Here is a 17,201-nt window from a genome sequence, read left to right as displayed (position 1 = left end):
ATGGAAGAGAGACTCGGGGGCGGCGCGGCCGCTCCCCTACGTTCATACACAGAAGCGGTGGACTGGATCAACGGGCTGATTCCCTTCGGTATCCGTCCGGGACTCGAACGGATCGAAGCCATGATGCAGCGCCTGGGCCATCCGCACCGCAGGCTGAAATTCATTCATGTCGCAGGTACGAACGGCAAAGGTTCGACCTGCGCTTTTCTGACCAGTGTGCTGCTGAAGAGCGGGTACAGTGTCGGAACCTACACTTCTCCCTATATCACGAAATTCACCAACCGGTTCCAATATAACGGTGAAGATATTCCTGAAGAGACGCTCACGGCGCTGGCGAACCGGCTGCATCCGCTCGTCGCCGAGCTTGCCGCGGGAGAACTGGGTTCACCGACGATGTTCGAGGTCTCGACCGCGCTGGCGATCCTGTATTATGCGGAAGTCTGCTTCCCCGATGTGGTCGTATGGGAGACAGGTCTGGGGGGAAGGCTGGATGTGACGAATATTGTCACACCGGTCGTCTCGCTCATTACCAATGTCGGGCAAGACCATACGGATGTGCTCGGCGACACCACCCAAGCCATAGCCTTTGAGAAGGCCGGCATCATCAAACCGGGCGTACCCGCGGTCAGCTGTGTCAGCCAGCCGGAGGCTATAGCGGTGCTGAAAGCCAAGGCCGCAGAGAGCCGCTCTACGCTGTATCTGGCGGGTGAGGACTTCACTTATGAGGCTGGTGCGATCAAGGACGGGCTGCAAAGCTTTACCTTCAAGGGGCCGTTCCGCTCCATCGGCATCGACATTGCCATGAAAGGCGAGCATCAGGTCAGCAATGCGGCCGGTGCGATGATGGCGCTGGAAGTGCTGCGCCAGTATATGGCTTTCATGCTGGAGGATGAGGATGTGCTTGCGGGCTTCCGTAGCACGTTCTGGGCCGGACGTCTGGAGGAGGTCCATACTTCTCCGCGCATCGTGCTGGACGGAGCCCATAACCCGGAAGGCGCCGAAAGCCTGGCGAAGAGCCTGCCGCGCTTTTACCGGTACCATAAATTAAATTTGCTGATGGGAATGCTCTCGAACAAGCATCACGAGTCCTACTTCAAGCATATACTGCCTATAGTGGATACGCTCATTCTGACCGAACCGGATTTCCGGAAGAAAATGGACGCGGACGAACTGCGGGCGATTGCGGAAAGCTTGCGGGAGACCTACGGCAAACCAGATTTGCAAATCATCGTGGAACACAATTGGGGCAAGGCGCTGCAGCTGCTGCAGTCCATGACGTCGGAGGACGACCTCGCGGTCGTGTCGGGTACGCTGTATCTGATTTCCGACGTGCGCAGCACGCTTTTGCGGCAACCCGATTCTGAAAAAGGCTGGTGACTAACTGTTGGATACTACTGAACGTGTGCATTTTATCGGGATCGGCGGCTACGGAATGAGCGCGATTGCCCGGGTCATGCTGGAAATGGGATATACGGTTACGGGCTCCGATGTGGCAGCCCAGGAACTGACAGAGAAACTGATTGCCAAAGGCGCCAAGGTCTACATCGGCCATACCGCCGAGCAGGTTAAAGGAGCGGACCTCGTAGTCTACTCTACAGCGCTGACAAGCGACAATGTGGAATGGAAGGAAGCGGAGCGCCTGAACATTCCGGTGCTGCACCGCTCGCAGATGCTGGCGCGGCTCCTGAACGAGCGCAAAGGCGTGGCGGTTGCCGGAGCGCACGGCAAAACGACGACCTCTTCCATGATCGCACTGATTATGGAAGAGTGCGGCGTAGACCCGACTTATATTATCGGCGGGGAGATCATGAACGTCGGCACGAATGCAAAGGCCGGACAAGGCGAGTATGTCGTGGCCGAAGCGGATGAAAGCGATGGCTCCTTCCTGCAGTACCATCCGTGGCTGGGCATCGTGACGAATATTGAAGCGGACCATCTGGAGAATTACGGAGGCGACTTCGGCAAGCTGAAGGCGGCTTACGTCCAATTTATGAATCAGATGCGGGAAGACGGCACGGCCATCGTCTGCGCCGATGACGAGACGGCCCGCTCGCTTCTGCCGGAAGTTAAAGGTCATATTATCACTTATGGCATTCATGCGGCGTATGCCGATTACACAGCTACGGACATTGTGCTTGGCGACCGTCTGGTCTCCTACACGATGAACCAGGGCAGCGAGACGCTGGGAACCATTGAGCTGTCCATTCCCGGCAAATACAATTTATACAATTCCATGGCGGCGGTAATCGCCTGTCTGAAGGCGGGCATACCGTTTGCGGACATTGCGGTATCGATTGTGAAGTTCCACGGGGCCAAACGGCGTTTCCAGGTGCTTGGGGAAAGTGATGATATTCTGGTCATTGACGACTACGCCCATCATCCAACGGAAATCCAGGCGACCATCAGCGCGGCCAAAGCGACCGGCAAACGCATCATCGCCGTGTTCCAGCCGCAGCGCTACACGCGTACCTTCTTCCTGCTGGATGCGTTCAGCCGGGCGTTCAGCGAAGCGGATGAGGTCATTATTACCGACATTTACTCTCCGGCCGGCGAGAAGCAGATCGAGGGCGTAACCTCCGCGAAGCTGGTGGAGCTGATCAGGAGCAACAGCAACGCGAGTGCAAGGCATCTGCCGACCAAAGAAGCCGTGCTCGCCGATCTGCAGGACCGTATCGCCCCCGGCGATCTGGTACTGACCATGGGCGCCGGAGATATCTATAAAGTGGGATATGCGCTTGCTGAACGGCTAAAAGGCTAGCCGGACAGACCGGGCCAACTGCAATACAACCTGTAAAATCATTCGCTGATTTTACAGGTTGTATTTTTTTCTGGGCTAATGATTCAACTTACATAATTTATCTTTCGGAGAAGCGGGTATTACGAGTATAGTAACAAGTAGATCGGTTGATTTCCGCTGGTAATGGTGGTGTATACATGGATTTTCAGCTAGACATTCCTACACTGTTATACCTGTTCATCTTTGGGAACCTGTTTATTGCCTTACTGATTACTTTCTACCGCTACCATTTTACAAAAGATATCGCCTCGGGAACCTTCATCGCCGCCAAATGGCTGCAGGTTGCCTATTGGTGCTCAATGCTGCTGTGGGATGTCTTGCCGCGTTGGATTGCGATCCCGTTCAGCAACGGTTTGGTCCTGATCAGCTACGGTCTGGAGATTGCCGCTCTCCTGCTGATGATGGGCATGCTCGGACGCAAGGATAAGCTGTATTTCCTGTGCATTGCAGCGGGAAGCATTCTCTGCTACCTGATTGTAGCCGTATTCTTTAACCAGCCGAATTTCCGGGTGGCCACCGCATCGTTCTGGGCCATGCTGTTTGTCATTTACCCGGCGTTCCGGTTAACCCGGCGCCGGGAAGGCTCGCCGCTGCAAAAGCTGCTGGGAACGGTATTCTATCTCATTGCCGCCGCGATGCTGGGCCGGGCTGTAGCTGCGCTATTCCTTGAGCCGGATATGGCTGCGCTGTCGCCGGATACTGCGCAGTATCCGTATCTTATCGGGATGTTTTTTATGATGGTGATGGGAACGGCGGCCTTTGTGCTGCTCTCCAATGAGCATTCCTATGAAAGACTGAAGCGGATGGCTACCTATGACACGCTCACTGCCATCTTAAGCCGCAGAGCTTTTTTTATGGAAGCGGAGGTGAAGCTGGCCTTGGCTGTACAGAAGGGCGAACCCTATACGCTGCTGCTGATGGATATCGATCACTTCAAGAACGTGAACGATACTTACGGACATGATCAGGGCGATAAGGTGCTGCAGGGATTTGCGCTGACCGTAGAAGCCATTCTGGGCAACGGCGATTTGTTCGGCAGGGTGGGCGGTGAAGAGTTTGCCGTTATGCTTTACGGGTTGGATGAAGAGGCGAGTACGCTTAAGGCAGAGCAGCTGCGTGAAGCGGTTGTGGCCGCCTCGCAGATCAATCCGCCTTGTGAATATACGGTCAGCATCGGTATTATTACGGTGATGCCGGACCAATGGACCTCTTTAAGTATGCTGTACAAGCTATGCGACCGGGCGCTTTATCAGGCCAAACAGAACGGCAGAAACCGCGTGGTCCGCTCAGCCTGATGATTAACTACGCAAATTTCGACTGCACGTATATATTTATTTTGCCGGAGCGGGGCAGGAGGTGTGTTTCATTAATCTGGATGTGCTTACGCTGGTGATGTGCCTGTTCTTCGGCAATCTGTTTACGCTGGCGCTGCTTCTGGCTTACCGGACGAGGGTAACGAGCGATGGAAGCTCCGAACTGCTTGCTGCGGGCAAAGTGCTGCAGCTGCTGATATCACTTCTGCTGCTGCTTCATGAGGCGGTGGCGATCCGTTACACCCTTCCGCTGATTACGCTGATGGGTCTGGCGGGAATGACAGCCGAGTCGTTTGCCATCATGAAATTGCTCGGCATCTTTGCTGAGCGGATGAAGAAATTGTATTACGGTTTGGCAGGCACCGCTGCGGCAATCTTATTGCCCTTGGCGCTGCTTTATCCGTTAAGTCCGCTTTATATCGCCTACGCTGCATTCGCTGCAGCGCTGCTGCAGATTGTTCCGGGGTATGCGCTCGGGATCAGAGTCAGGGGAACGCCGCTGCAAAAAGTGATGGGTCTTCTTTATGGCGCTGTTGTGCTGCTGCTGCTGGCAAGGGTGCCTGAGGCGCTGGGCTTGCCATTGCCGGAAGAATCCGCAGGGCTATTGCGGGATCTGAGCTATCTTGGCGTCTATCTGCTGATGTTCCTCGGCACTGCGGGCGTTATGCTGCTCTCCCGCGAACAATCCTACGCTGAGCTGGAGCGTGTGGCCACTTACGACGAACTGACAGGGATTCTGAACCGCCGCGCTTTCAACCTGCGGGCCCGTCCGCTGATTGCCGCCTCAGTCAAGGAAAGTCAGCCTTACTCGTTTATGCTGCTGGATGTGGATCATTTTAAAGAAGTGAACGATACGTACGGGCACGACACCGGCGATAAGGTGCTGCGCGATTTCGCCCGCCGAATCGGCGAGCAGCTCGGCAACGGAGACCTGTTCAGCCGCTTCGGCGGCGAGGAATTTGCCGTTCTGCTGCACCGGGCCGATGAGGCTGCCAGCGGCAGGATGGCCGAGCGGCTGCGCCGCTGTGTGCTGAATGCACAGATTGAGGGCGTTCCGCTCTCCTATACCATGAGTATTGGTGTAGTAACGGTGACTCCCGGCTTGCGGCTTCCTCTGAATGAGCTATATAAGCTAAGCGATGCCGCCTTGTATCAGGCCAAGCATTTGGGACGCAATTGTGTGGTCAGGGGGGAGGTTCCTCCTCCCGGAGATAATACCCAGGTGTAAGAATGAACCGCACAGCGCTCCCCCTTGTAAAGGGAGGGGCGCTGTTTGCTCTTTGTACGCAGAAGCGTGAAAGCCAAATGGATTCAATTAAAAAACAAAATTTTGAAATTGGTGGAAAATCGGAGACACTATTGCTTATTTTGGGGTAATATATGTGGAATCTAAGAGATAAATACGGGGAATGGAGTGAGTGTAACCATGAAAGAAAAGATGCTGTTCATCTCTGCGGAGAATCCGTTTCCGCAGGACAGCGGGGGCAAGTTGCGCACAGGCAATATCCTGGGCATTCTGCTGGGCAAGTATGACGTTGACCTGCTGACATACCGCGGCAAGGAACCGGCGGAATCCTCTCTCCCGGGGCTGACCCTGCATGAAGTGGAGCGCTCGGTCACTTACCGCAAGGCGATGCTCCGTTCCTTATACACCTGGCGGAACTGCTCATACATGAGTCATGTCGATCTGGATATGCGTGCTAGTATTGAGCGGCTCTGTGCAGAGAATGGCTATAATCAGGTGCTGATCTCGCATAGCCTGCTAGGCAGCTGCGTGAATATCGTGCGCGGGCAGCTGCCGGACGCCGTGATCGTCACGGATGCCCACAATTTTGAAAGCGGCCTGTCGGCTCAGCTGGCACACAAGAAGAACGGCCTGTCCAAGTTGTTTTATTCCCTGAATGTGCTGTGGACACGCAGGGATGAACTCGGGCTGCTGAAGAAGACCAGCCTGCTGCTGACAACCTCTGAGCAGGACCGGCAGTCGTTTGAGGCCTTATCGCAAGCCCATGCCCATAAAGTCCATGTGATTCCCAATTTCATCCGCATCAGCGACTACTTCTCCAGAACCGTGCCCTCCAAAGAAAAATGGATCATTCTGCCGGGCAATATGAACTATTTTCCCAATGTGAACGCCGCACTTTATTTCTACCGTGAAATCTATCCCCTGATCAAGGCCCGGATACCGGACGTCAAATGGTACATTGTCGGCAGGGATGTGCATCCGGATGTGTCCGCGCTGACGGAGCAGGATTCTTCGGTTGTAATTACCGGGTATGTCGACAGTGTTGCTGAGTATATCCGCAAAGCCCGGGTGGTGATTGCGCCTCTCTTGGAGGGCAGCGGGACGAGACTGAAAATCCTCGAAGCCTGGGCGCTCAAGACCCCGGTAGTCTCCACCTCCAAAGGGGCGGAGGGCCTCAAGTACGAGCATTCCTTCAACCTGATGATTGCTGACGCGCCGGAGGAATTTGCGCGGGTTGTCGTGCAGCTTCTTGAGCACCCTGTTGAGTGCGAACGGCTGGCGGAGCAGGCGTATCAGACGCTTCTGGCCAATTACGAGTCGGAAAGCGTCAGCGGCAAGCTGCTGAGTCTGGTCTGAATTTCAGCAAAATTCCAAAATAAAAAATCATTTTCCCCATAAATCGACAGTTATATTTTCATAGATGCGCTACTATTGATCTATATCTGCAGCTTCATTCCGCAAGATGAGGGATGGTCTTCAGGCCCGTTCGGCCTGCTTGAATATGCTGTTTGTGAACTTATTTATGAAATTGAGGAGTCAGTAGCCATGAGAGAGAGATTGCTGTTTTTGTCCGCCCACAATACCGAGGACCCTGAGGGAGACAAGAGGACAGAGCGTTTTCTCGATATATTGCTGGAGAAATATGATATCGATCTGCTGGAATACTCGCAGGCCCCCCGGGAGCTGCCGTTCAAGACGCGGCCATCGCTGATGCTGCATCCGCTGGGTCAGGCCCGCAGCCGCCGCAACCCGCTGTTTGCCCCCCTGAACAAGCTGCGGGGGAACGCCTCTGCCGCGGATACGGACAAGAACCTGCGTGCGGAAATCGCCGGCCTTGGCCGTATACACAATTATAAACGGGTGTTTATTACACATACGCTGTTATGGAAGTGTCTGGATATGGTGTCGGCGCTCTTGCCGGATGCGGCCATTGTTACCGATGCATACCGGCTGAAGAATGAAGCCTCCGCCGGCAGAAGCGTCGGCCCCCGGGGAATTACAAAGCATTACCAGGCGCTGCAGGCTGCGCTGAACCGGCGGGAAGCCCGCAAGCTGGTGAACAAGGCCAGCCTGCTGCTTACGTCATCCGAATGGGATGCACTGTATCTAAAGTCGCTGTCGTTTGCGGATGCAGGCAAGGTTCACGCCGTTCCGGCATATATCGATTTGGAGGAATATGACTGCGGCGAGGCCGTCGTCAAAGAGGAGTCTATCGTCCTGAACTGGAATATGCGCTCTGTTGAAGGCAAGAACGCCGCACTGGTGTTTTTCCGCAAAATCTATCCGGCAATCAAGGAGAAGGTGCCGGCTTGCCGCTGCTATCTTCTTGGCGACGGGATGCATCCGGAGGTGGCGGCATTGGTCAAGGACGATTCCTCGGTGGCGGTATTCGGGTCCAAACGGGAGGCGGACCATTACATACGCAGGGCGAGGGCGGTGATCGCCTTGTTGCGGGAGGGAATAGCCGGACAGTCGGAGATTCTGGAGGCCTGGGCGCTCAGGACCCCGGTCATCACGAGCCGCAAAGGCTCCGAGGCGCTGCACTGCGAGCCGGGCCGGAATATTCTGCTGGCGGGCACCACCGGGGAGATTGCCGAGCATGTCGTGAAGCTCCTTGAGATGCCTGAACTGGGGTCAATCATTGCCGATCAGGCTTACCGGACCCTGCTGAACCACTATGAGGCGGACCAGATCAGAACCAAAGTATTGAGCTTGATATAGCGCCATGAATCCTGCTGCTGTGACATATTGTCCTCTTGTCTATCATATACTCTCTTAACAAGAGAAGATGACAGTGAGGTGGACATTCCTTGAGCAAGAGCGGGAGAATGACATTCCGGTTCGAACCGGATCAGGCGGTGCCGGCACCTGAGCCGGCGGGGTCGCCTTTCGGCGGGCCGGAACGTGCGGTGAACGGCGCCAATCCGGCGCCGCAGCGCATTGTTGATGAGGACAGGCTGCAGGTGTTGGACGGAACTTCCGGAAGAGCTTATGGTACGCCGGAGGATAGTGAATTTTGGCAGGACAGGATGCATTCCTACGAGGCCGGGGAATTTGAGGACCGGGAATACATGGGCGACTGGGGCGAAGATTCGGCCGGCGGCGGGGGAATTGCCCGGGCACCGGGGATGTACAGCGGAGCCTATCATTCCCGGCGTCCGCCCTACTGGTGGAAGTTTGCGTTATCCGTTGCCGGCGCCTTAGGGACAGGCCTGCTGCTGGGGTATGCGGCGCTCTCCTTCTTCGGCGGCGGCACAGACGGAAGTATCCGGGCGGCAGATCCTGCGGTCGAGAGAAGCAGCACTGCCAATGCCGAGCAGTCTGGTACGGCGGGGACGAACCTTCTCCCTGCAGGTACGGAAGAGTCGGGGGCGGACCGGATCCGGGTGGATGTGCCGGCACAGAGCTATTATCTGCTGCAATACGGCGTATTCAGCACGGCGCAGGGCGCTGAGCAGGCGATGCAGGAGCTGGCCGCGGCCGGACTGGCCGCCGGAACCGATCCAGAGGGCGGAAATCGCGTTTATGCGGGGCTGTCCCCGGACCGGGAGGAGGCCAAGCTGCTGAGCAGCGGACTAAAGAATCAGGGAATCGAATTGTATGTAAGGGAAGTGGCGCTGCCCTCCGTGCAGCAGGCGGCTTTTGCCGGAGAGGCGGAGACGGTGAGTGAGTATTTCGCCGCGAGCGGAGAGCTGCTGAGCGAGTTGAGCGGCGTATCGGCCGGCCTGCTGGGTGCAGCGGGCACGCCAGCCGACCTGTCCTCCGTCGGCGATCTGCATATGCGCTGGAGCGAAGCCGTCAAGGCGCTGGCCGCGGGGCTTGGCCCGCAGGAGCAAGGCTTGTGCGCCGCACTGGAGAAAGCGGTGAACCAGGGAGTTGCCGCCTTGAGCGAATACGACAAGAATGCAGCCCAGGCCCTGCTCTGGGAAGTGCAGGAATCGATGATGAGCTTCCTGGGCGGACAGCGGCAGCTGATCTCCGCTCTATCCTGAAGCCATATATAGTCCTTGTCCGGACATCCGGGCAGGGGCTTTTTGCTGCGGCTGGAGCATTGCCGGTTTCCGGTCGGACGAGTAAAGCGCTTGCCCGGAGCTGCTCCCGTGGTAATCATTTCCGAACGGGATTTAGCGTTTGTATTGGGCAACGTTTCACCGTATAATAATTAGGGTGTCAAAAAATGGCGAGGGAAGACCTTGATGAAGAAGAAAAATGTAGGAACACTGCTGTTATTTCTTATTCTGGGCTGGCTGGCCGGAGCGTGGATCGCCAAACTCCTTGCGCCTGTCGAAGCGTTGTCTTTTCTTACGGCTTCAACCATGATCCAGTGGTCGCCGCAGGCCGATTTGGACATCATTACCTACGACATTACCATTCAATTGAAATTGTGTTTGCTTAGCCTCGCCGGCATCATCGCCGCTGCCTGGCTGTACCGCCGGCTGTAATCCCCGCGCTTGTTCAAGAAGGGACGTTATTTAATTGGAGACTGAATACTCACGGCCCATCATCCTGGCCTCGGGTTCCCCCCGCAGACGGGAGCTGCTGGCCATTCTTGATGTTCCATTCCGGGTGTTGTCCAGCGATGCCGATGAAAGCACGCCGGAGGGGTATACCCCGGAGATGATCGTACGCACACTCGCTCTGCGCAAAGCGGAAGCGGTACTGCCCGCTGCTGCGGGCGAAGATGCCGTAATCGTCGGCAGTGATACCATTGTCGTCCTGGACGGCAGGGTGCTGGGCAAGCCGGCGGATGAAGCTGACAGCAGAGCAACGCTTGCCCTCCTGCAGGGCCGGACCCACCAGGTGTATACCGGGGTAGCCTGTATCGGACTGCCGGACGGTAAGGTCGCCGTGGATCACCGCATCACCTCGGTAACCATGCGCTCGTTAAGCGACAGTGAAATCTCTGCCTACATAGCAACCGGAGAACCAGCGGACAAAGCCGGTTCTTATGGCATTCAGGGGTTGGGCGCAACGCTGGTGGACCGGATTGACGGCTGTTACTATAACGTGGTCGGATTGCCGCTGTCGCTGCTCAGCGGCATGTTATCCGAATTCGGCATTCATGTACTGAAACGGCAAGGCATGTAGAGGAGAGAGGGATCAGGGATGGAATCGCAAACGATGATGCTGCGGGACCTCCCCCATGAAGAACGACCACGAGAGCGCATGATGCATTATGGGGCGGAAGCTTTAAGTCAAGCGGAGCTGTTGGCTATACTGCTGCGGACCGGCACCCGCCGGGAGTCGGCAATTGTTGTGGCTCAGCGGTTATTAGGCGAGGCGGGCGGCATCCGCGGCCTTGCCGATCTCACCATTGAAGAACTGACGAATATTAAGGGCATCGGCCCCGCCAAGGCGGTGCAACTGAAAGCAGGCATTGAGCTTGGAAGACGCATGGCGAATTCCCGGCTAACGCTGCCGGTCATTATCCGCAGTCCCCATGACGCCGCGGAGATTGTCACCGAGCAGCTGCGTTACTTGCAGAAGGAGCATTTTATCTGCTTGTTCCTCAATACAAAAAATCATGTAATTGCGCAGGAGACATTGTCCATCGGCAGTCTTAACGCCTCAATCGTGCATCCGCGAGAGGTGTTCCGGGCGGCGATGAAATGCAGCAGCGCAGCTATCATATGCGCACATAATCATCCGAGCGGGGACCCTACACCCAGCCCGGAGGATATCGCAATCACTTCACGGCTCATTCAGGCCGGCGAGATTGTCGGAATTGATGTGCTGGATCATCTGATTATCGGTGACAGTACATTTGTCAGTCTGAAGGAAAAAGGCTACATGTAAACTTATTTCGAGATTTACTAGGAAAAGGAGAATAGAAACATGTTGGGTGGTTTTACGAAAGATTTAGGCATAGACCTGGGAACGGCGAATACGCTGGTTTACGTCCGGGGCAAAGGGATTGTAGTGAGAGAGCCATCCGTCGTGGCGATTAATACCGATACGAAAGCCATTGAAGCCGTAGGCGAATCCGCCAAAAAAATGATCGGCCGCACGCCGGGAAATATCCGTGCAATCCGTCCAATGAAGGATGGCGTAATCGCCGATTTCGATACCACGGCGACGATGATCAAATATTTCATCCGTCAGGCCCAGAAACAGCGCGGCTTGTTCCAGCGCCATCCGAATGTCATTGTCTGCGTGCCTTCCGGCATTACGGCCGTGGAGCAGCGCGCCGTGGAAGATGCGACAAGACAGGCTGGAGCCCGTGAGCCGTATATCATTGAGGAGCCATTCGCTGCCGCGATCGGCGCCGATCTCCCGGTATGGGAACCGACGGGCAGCATGGTCGTCGACATCGGCGGCGGTACCACCGAGGTTGCGGTTATTTCCCTCGGCGGAATCGTGACCAGCCGTTCGGTCCGGGTGGCTGGCGATGAAGCGGATGAAGCGATCATCCAGTACATCAAGCGCCAGTATAACCTGATGATCGGCGAGCGTACCGCCGAGCAGCTCAAGATGGACATCGGCTCCGCCCTGCCTCTTGAGAAGGCTGAAACGATGGAAATCCGCGGCCGCGACCTCGTTACAGGTCTGCCGAAGACGCTGACGATTACTTCGGATGAAATCTGCGACGCTCTTGGCGATACAGTCAGTGCTATTGTCGACGCCGTCAAGGTCACGCTTGAGAAATGCCCGCCGGAGCTGGCGGCTGATATTATGGACCGCGGAATCGTGCTGACCGGAGGCGGCGCACTGATGCGCAACCTCGATAAGCTGCTGGCCCGTGAGACGGGAATGCCGGTCATTGTGGCCGAGAATCCGCTGGATTGCGTCGTTATCGGAACGGGCAAAGCGCTGGAAACGCTCGATCTGTTCAAGAGCCGCAGCAGCTCCGGCAGCCGTTCCAAGAGATAGAGGATGTGTGAGGCCCGGCGAACGTCAACCCCGATATGGGAGAAATACGTCTTGGTAAAGGGTGTTGAAACTTGTTTAAGCTGTTTAACAATAAGCGTCTGTTTATACTGCTGATTACGCTGGTGATGTTTATCGTGCTGATGGGGTTCAGTCTGGGGTCAAGAAAGTCCTTGACCTGGCCGGAGAACTTTCTCCGCGACACCACCGGCTTTGTGCAAAGCCTGTTCTACAAGCCCGCTGGATATGTAGCGGGCTTGTTCCAAGATATCGCCAATCTGCATGATCTGGCCGAGGAGAACGAACGGCTTAAACTCATGGTCGCCCAATATACCCGAGAGAAGGCGCAATACAATTTTATTAAAAGCCAGAATGAGAGCCTACAAAAAGATCTCAATTTCCGGGAAGCCCAGAAAAACTTATATGACTTCGAGCTGCATATCGCCCAGGTCATCAGCCTGACGACGGAGCCGAGCAACAATTCTATTGTCTTAGATCTGGGGTCTAAGGATGGGATTAAGCCGAACATGTCCGTCATCTCGACCGAAGGCCTGGTCGGTGTCATCAGCCAGGTCAGCAATTTCACGTCCACCGTCAAGCTGATGACGATGATGGATGTGAAGGACCCTAACTCGCAGCCGGCCATTGCGGCTACGGTTCAAGACAAGGAAGACAACAGTTTCGGAATGATTGAGAGCTACGATGCACAGACCGGAATGCTGCAGATGAACAAGATTCCGGTTGGCGATCCCATCGCCGTAGGCGACACCGTGATCTCGTCCGGAATCGGCGGCATGTATCCGCGCGGGCTGACCATCGGGAAAGTCGTGGATGTCAAGGTGGGAGATTACGGGTACACCTCTACGGCCACGATTGATCCTTTGGCAGATTTTCAAGACTGGAAGGAACTGTTCGTTGTCTTTACCGAGGAGCGTGTAGAGTAGTGAGGATGCGCAGATCGGTTCTGGTGCTGGTACTATTTCTTTTATTTATTCTCCAAGGGACGATCCTTCCCTGGCTTATGCCGGACAGCTGGCAAATGCGGATTATTCCTAACCTCGTCTTTATAGTTCTCTTATTTGTCACCGTCTATCATCACCGGCATACCGCGCTGGTATTGGGGCTTGCCTTCGGCATGCTGCATGACATCATTTTTTACGGCCGGATCCTCGGGGCCCATTCGTTCGCGATGGGCCTGTCCGCTTATTTGATCGGCCTGATCTTTCAGCTTCCGCGTGCCCCGCTGCCGCTGATGATGTCGGTGGTGCTGCTCGGAAGCCTGCTGCAGGACAGCATCCTGTTTGCCATTTACAGTGTATTCAACCTGACACAGGTACCCTATAACTGGGCGCTGCTTAACCATATGCTTCCAACCATGCTGTTCCATTTCGCCATTGGACTCATCCTGTACATTCCGGTTCGGCGTCAGTTGGAGCTCTTGAAGAAGGAGACGCGCAAAGAAGAGAACGCATAAGCTCCCCTGAGGGATTTCTTTCGCGCGAAAGAAGGATTTTTCTGCCGCGAACACGAAAGAAAGAGAATGGGGGGACAGGCAAATGACAGTGAAATCCAATCATGTAAGGATTAAGGGCATCAAGGACGGCCTGGTATTCCTGCTGGACGATAAGTGCGCTTTTGAAGAGCTGCTAGGCGAGCTGCGCTATAAGCTGGAGCACAGCCACCAGAATATATTGACCGGCCCCATTGTGCATGTGGATGTTAAACTGGGCAGCCGCACGGTAACCGAAGAACAGAAGGACGCTGTACTCGATATTCTCAAGGGCCAGGGGAACCTCCTGATCCGTTCGCTTGAAGCGCTGGAGGAGCCGGAGCCGGAGGATAAATCACCGTTTGCGCTGCTGGGCGGAATGGTCCGCTCGGGCCAAGTGCTGCATCATGAAGGGAATCTGCTGTTTATGGGCGATGTCAATCCCGGTGGAACGATCACCTGCTCAGGGGATATTTATATTCTCGGTGCGCTCAGAGGGATGGCCCATGCCGGCACAGGAGGCAATCAGGAGGCGATTATTGCCGCTTCCCTGCTGGCTCCGACCCAGCTGCGGATCGCCGATGTTATCAGCCGGCCGCCCGACGAATGGGAGAAGCGGGAGAGCAGCATGGAATTCGCCTATCTGACGGAAGGCGCCATGCAAATCGACAAAATCCATAATATAGTGAAGATGCGTCAAGGTTTAAATGTGTTTAAAGGGGTGTAGCCTCCATGGGAGAAGCGATTGTCGTAACCTCAGGCAAAGGCGGAGTCGGCAAGACGACTACAACGGCCAATATTGGCACCGCGCTTGCCCTGCAGGGCAAAAAAGTATGTCTGGTCGATACCGACATCGGACTGCGTAATCTGGATGTCGTGATGGGGCTGGAGAACCGTATCATTTATGATCTGGTGGATGTCGCTGAGGGCCGCTGCCGCCTGAACCAGGCGCTGGTCAAGGACAAGCGCTTCGATGAGCTGTACATGCTGCCGGCGGCCCAGACCAAGGACAAGACCTCGGTAACCCCGGAGCAGGTCAAGGATATTGTGCTGGAGCTGAAGAAGGAATTCGAATATATTCTGATCGACTGCCCGGCCGGCATCGAGCACGGCTTCCGCAACGCTATCGCCGGTGCGGACAAGGCGATTGTCGTCACTACGCCGGAGCATGCGGCGGTGCGCGATGCGGACCGGATTATCGGACTCCTGGAACAGTCGCATGTCGAATCGCCGAAGCTGGTAGTCAACCGTATCCGCCCCGGGCTCGTGAAGGCCGGCGACATGCTTGATATTGAAGATATTTTGCAGGTGCTTAACATTGATCTGATCGGCATTGTTCCCGACGATGAGCTTGTTATCAAAGCAGCGAACAACGGCGAGCCGACGGTGATGAACCCCGACTCCTCGGCTGCGATCGCTTACCGCAATATCGCCCGCCGCATCCTGGGCGATGCCGTGCCGCTGATGCAGCTTGACCGCAAGACGGGTGCATTCCAGAAGTTTAAGAAATTTTTCGGCATGGGCTGAGATTCGGGTTCATTGCCCGAGCTGTGGTCCTGAAGTTCCGCCGGCGGAGAGTCCGCAGCGGAACTTTTTTAATCCACCTTTCTACTGTCCGCCAAGCACTTGAAATGGCGGCCCTGTCAGCCTCACAGTGTGGGGTTATTTTGCTTCCGGCGTATGTTCCGGACGGGACGCGCCTTTCTTGCGGCCACAAGGCGCCAGGGCTTGTTCTAAAGTGCACATCCCGGCTCATAAACTGGCAGTAAAACAAGCCCGCCGGAGGGATGCACATGGAACTGAAGTCTGGCATTAAAGGCCGCCGTGAAGAACGGATACGCAGCCTGCTGACGCATAATGAGGAGCCGCCGGAGGAGAAGCCGCCGCTGTTTGCACTGCCGGAGCCGCCGGCAAGCTTCCGGGAGTGGGGAGCCGGACCAGACTCCCCGCCGGAACCGGATCCCGAGGCGTTGTGGAAGCAGCGCCGTCAGGAATGGGAGCAGGAAGGCGGCGGTGACCGGCCGCGGTTCACGGCAGGCCTCCTGCGGCGGATCATCGCCAGTGCCGTGGTCTTTGCGGCTGTAGGGGGAATATTTACGCTGCGGGAGCCCTGGGCGCTGTCGGCCCAGGCGTTTGTGACGGATATGCTCAGCCGGGACATGGATTTTGCAGCGGTGCAGGTCTGGTATGAGGAGCATTTCAACGGGGCGCCTTCCTTCATCCCTATGTTTGACGAGGAAGGCGTGCCGGCGGAGAAGGTCAGTGCGGTACATGAGCTGGAAACACCGTTATCCGGAACCATAGTCCGTCCGTTCGGTGATTCCCGCCAGGGTGTGGAAGTTATGCCGCTCGCGGATTCAAACGAAAATGTTACGGTGAAGAGTGTAGATGTAGGGCGTGTATTGTCTGTCACCAAGGAGCCGCAGGGGGGCGTCCGCGTCACGATCCGCCACGGCGGAGCCTTGACGGCGGAATACGGCCACCTAAGCGGGACCCGGCTGGCGGCGGACGACTGGGTGGAGAGCGGGGACGCCGTCGGCTGGCTGAAGCAGAGTGATGGCCTCAGTTTGCCGCTGTTCTTTTTTGCCGTCATGAAAGACAAGGTCTATGTCGATCCCGCCGAAGTGGTCTCTTTTGAGTAGGATATTCGGCATTCAGCTGTCGCTGCACCCGCTGTTTGTTCTGATTATGCTGCTCTCCGTACTGACCGGGCAATTCCTTGAGCTGCTCACCTTGTTCGCCATTGTCTTCGTCCATGAAATGGGACATGTCTGTGCGGCGCTGTGGGCCGGAGCCACCGTCAAGTCGGTGCAGCTGCTCCCGTTTGGCGGGGTGGCCGTCATTGAAGATCACGGCAAGCTGACCGCCGGGCAGGAGATCGGAATTGCGCTGGCGGGACCGCTGCAGAATATTATGATGATTCTGTTTGTGGCCGGTCTGCAGCAGGCGGGTATCCTCGGCGGAGAATACCCCGAATACCTGATTCAGGCCAATCTGATTATTGCCATGTTCAACCTGCTGCCGATTCTGCCTCTGGACGGCGGTAAAATTGTACAGGCAGTTCTAAGCCTAGCGGCTCCTTATTACTTCACACTGCTGTGGTGCGGAAGGGTGAGTATTGCGGCCAGCGGGCTGGTCATCCTCTATGCGCTGCTGCCTCTTGGGACGGGCGGCGGACTTCGTCTGAACCTGCTGATGATCGGTGCATTTCTGCTGTATTCCAATATTACGGACCAGCGCAATTTACTTTACCGTTTCATGGCCTTTCTGATGAACCGGGAGGGGGCTTACGAGCGCTATCTGCAGTCGGGAAGCCCGGCCAGACCGATTGTCGCTTTTTCCGCGAAACCTTTGGATGATATATTGCGTCTATTTAAACGACATCAGTACCACTTTATTTATGTTATGAACGATAATAAAGATGTAGTTGCCGTTGTTCCGGAACAGCGACTGATTGCCTCGTACTTCGGAATGTAGGCCGCTGCCGCA

The 17,201-nt window shown here is 55.9% G+C and carries 17 protein-coding genes; all 17 read left to right on the top strand.

Annotated features, from left to right (window positions below):
• The 17 genes from F1381_RS19425 to F1381_RS19345 all read left to right on the top strand — a co-directional run bounded on the left by F1381_RS19425 (position 1) and on the right by F1381_RS19345 (position 17,189).
• Entirely contained in the window at positions 1–1,377 is a 1,377-nt protein-coding gene (locus F1381_RS19425; RefSeq protein WP_151736512.1) for a bifunctional folylpolyglutamate synthase/dihydrofolate synthase, read from the top strand.
• A gap of 7 nt (positions 1,378–1,384) precedes the next feature.
• A complete protein-coding gene (murC, locus tag F1381_RS19420) occupies positions 1,385–2,758 on the top strand; it encodes a UDP-N-acetylmuramate--L-alanine ligase (RefSeq protein ID WP_151736511.1) in 1,374 nt (457 codons plus the stop codon).
• A gap of 176 nt (positions 2,759–2,934) precedes the next feature.
• A complete protein-coding gene (locus F1381_RS19415) occupies positions 2,935–4,092 on the top strand; it encodes a GGDEF domain-containing protein (RefSeq protein ID WP_151736510.1) in 1,158 nt (385 codons plus the stop codon).
• Positions 4,093–4,153: 61 nt separating this feature from the next.
• The gene (locus F1381_RS19410) at positions 4,154–5,338 is read left to right on the top strand and encodes a GGDEF domain-containing protein (RefSeq protein WP_151736509.1); all 1,185 of its coding nucleotides are present in this window, start codon (positions 4,154–4,156) and stop codon (positions 5,336–5,338) included.
• A 198-nt stretch (positions 5,339–5,536) separates the two neighbouring features.
• The gene (locus tag F1381_RS19405; protein ID WP_151736508.1) at positions 5,537–6,712 is read left to right on the top strand and encodes a glycosyltransferase family 4 protein; all 1,176 of its coding nucleotides are present in this window, start codon (positions 5,537–5,539) and stop codon (positions 6,710–6,712) included.
• A 189-nt stretch (positions 6,713–6,901) separates the two neighbouring features.
• Positions 6,902–8,077, top strand: a complete 1,176-nt coding sequence (locus F1381_RS19400; protein WP_151736507.1) for a glycosyltransferase family 4 protein — start codon at positions 6,902–6,904, stop codon at positions 8,075–8,077.
• Between the two features lie 89 nt (positions 8,078–8,166).
• Entirely contained in the window at positions 8,167–9,348 is a 1,182-nt protein-coding gene (locus F1381_RS19395; protein WP_151736506.1) for an SPOR domain-containing protein, read from the top strand.
• 204 nt (positions 9,349–9,552) lie between these two features.
• The gene (locus F1381_RS19390; protein ID WP_151736505.1) at positions 9,553–9,798 is read left to right on the top strand and encodes a DUF4321 domain-containing protein; all 246 of its coding nucleotides are present in this window, start codon (positions 9,553–9,555) and stop codon (positions 9,796–9,798) included.
• 34 nt (positions 9,799–9,832) lie between these two features.
• A complete protein-coding gene (locus tag F1381_RS19385; protein ID WP_151736504.1) occupies positions 9,833–10,444 on the top strand; it encodes a Maf family protein in 612 nt (203 codons plus the stop codon).
• A gap of 18 nt (positions 10,445–10,462) precedes the next feature.
• Positions 10,463–11,152, top strand: coding sequence for a RadC family protein (gene radC / locus F1381_RS19380; protein WP_151736503.1), 690 nt, complete (start codon positions 10,463–10,465; stop codon positions 11,150–11,152).
• A 39-nt stretch (positions 11,153–11,191) separates the two neighbouring features.
• On the top strand, positions 11,192–12,226 hold the full coding sequence (locus F1381_RS19375; RefSeq protein ID WP_151736502.1) for a rod shape-determining protein: 1,035 nt from the start codon (positions 11,192–11,194) through the stop codon (positions 12,224–12,226).
• A 71-nt stretch (positions 12,227–12,297) separates the two neighbouring features.
• Positions 12,298–13,167: a rod shape-determining protein MreC gene (mreC, locus tag F1381_RS19370; protein ID WP_281349934.1), complete on the top strand. Its 870-nt coding sequence runs from the start codon at positions 12,298–12,300 to the stop codon at positions 13,165–13,167.
• Entirely contained in the window at positions 13,167–13,697 is a 531-nt protein-coding gene (gene mreD, locus F1381_RS19365) for a rod shape-determining protein MreD (protein WP_151736501.1), read from the top strand. Before mreC ends, mreD begins: the two co-directional genes overlap by 1 nt.
• 82 nt (positions 13,698–13,779) lie before the next feature.
• Positions 13,780–14,439, top strand: a complete 660-nt coding sequence (locus tag F1381_RS19360) for a septum site-determining protein MinC (protein ID WP_151736500.1) — start codon at positions 13,780–13,782, stop codon at positions 14,437–14,439.
• A 5-nt stretch (positions 14,440–14,444) separates the two neighbouring features.
• Complete coding sequence (minD, locus tag F1381_RS19355; RefSeq protein ID WP_151736499.1) at positions 14,445–15,239, top strand: septum site-determining protein MinD; 795 nt, start codon at positions 14,445–14,447, stop codon at positions 15,237–15,239.
• Positions 15,240–15,505: 266 nt separating this feature from the next.
• The gene (locus F1381_RS19350; RefSeq protein WP_187355458.1) at positions 15,506–16,354 is read left to right on the top strand and encodes a peptidoglycan DD-metalloendopeptidase family protein; all 849 of its coding nucleotides are present in this window, start codon (positions 15,506–15,508) and stop codon (positions 16,352–16,354) included.
• Entirely contained in the window at positions 16,347–17,189 is an 843-nt protein-coding gene (locus F1381_RS19345; RefSeq protein WP_187355457.1) for a M50 family metallopeptidase, read from the top strand. The genes F1381_RS19350 and F1381_RS19345 overlap by 8 nt, the downstream gene beginning before the upstream one ends.
• The last annotated feature ends 12 nt before the right edge of the window (positions 17,190–17,201 follow it).

This window comes from Paenibacillus tengchongensis, from assembly GCF_008973665.1.
Lineage (GTDB): Bacteria > Bacillota > Bacilli > Paenibacillales > Paenibacillaceae > Paenibacillus_AQ > Paenibacillus_AQ tengchongensis.
Note: the sequence above shows the minus strand (reverse complement) of the source record. Positions and strands in the feature narration are given on the sequence as shown.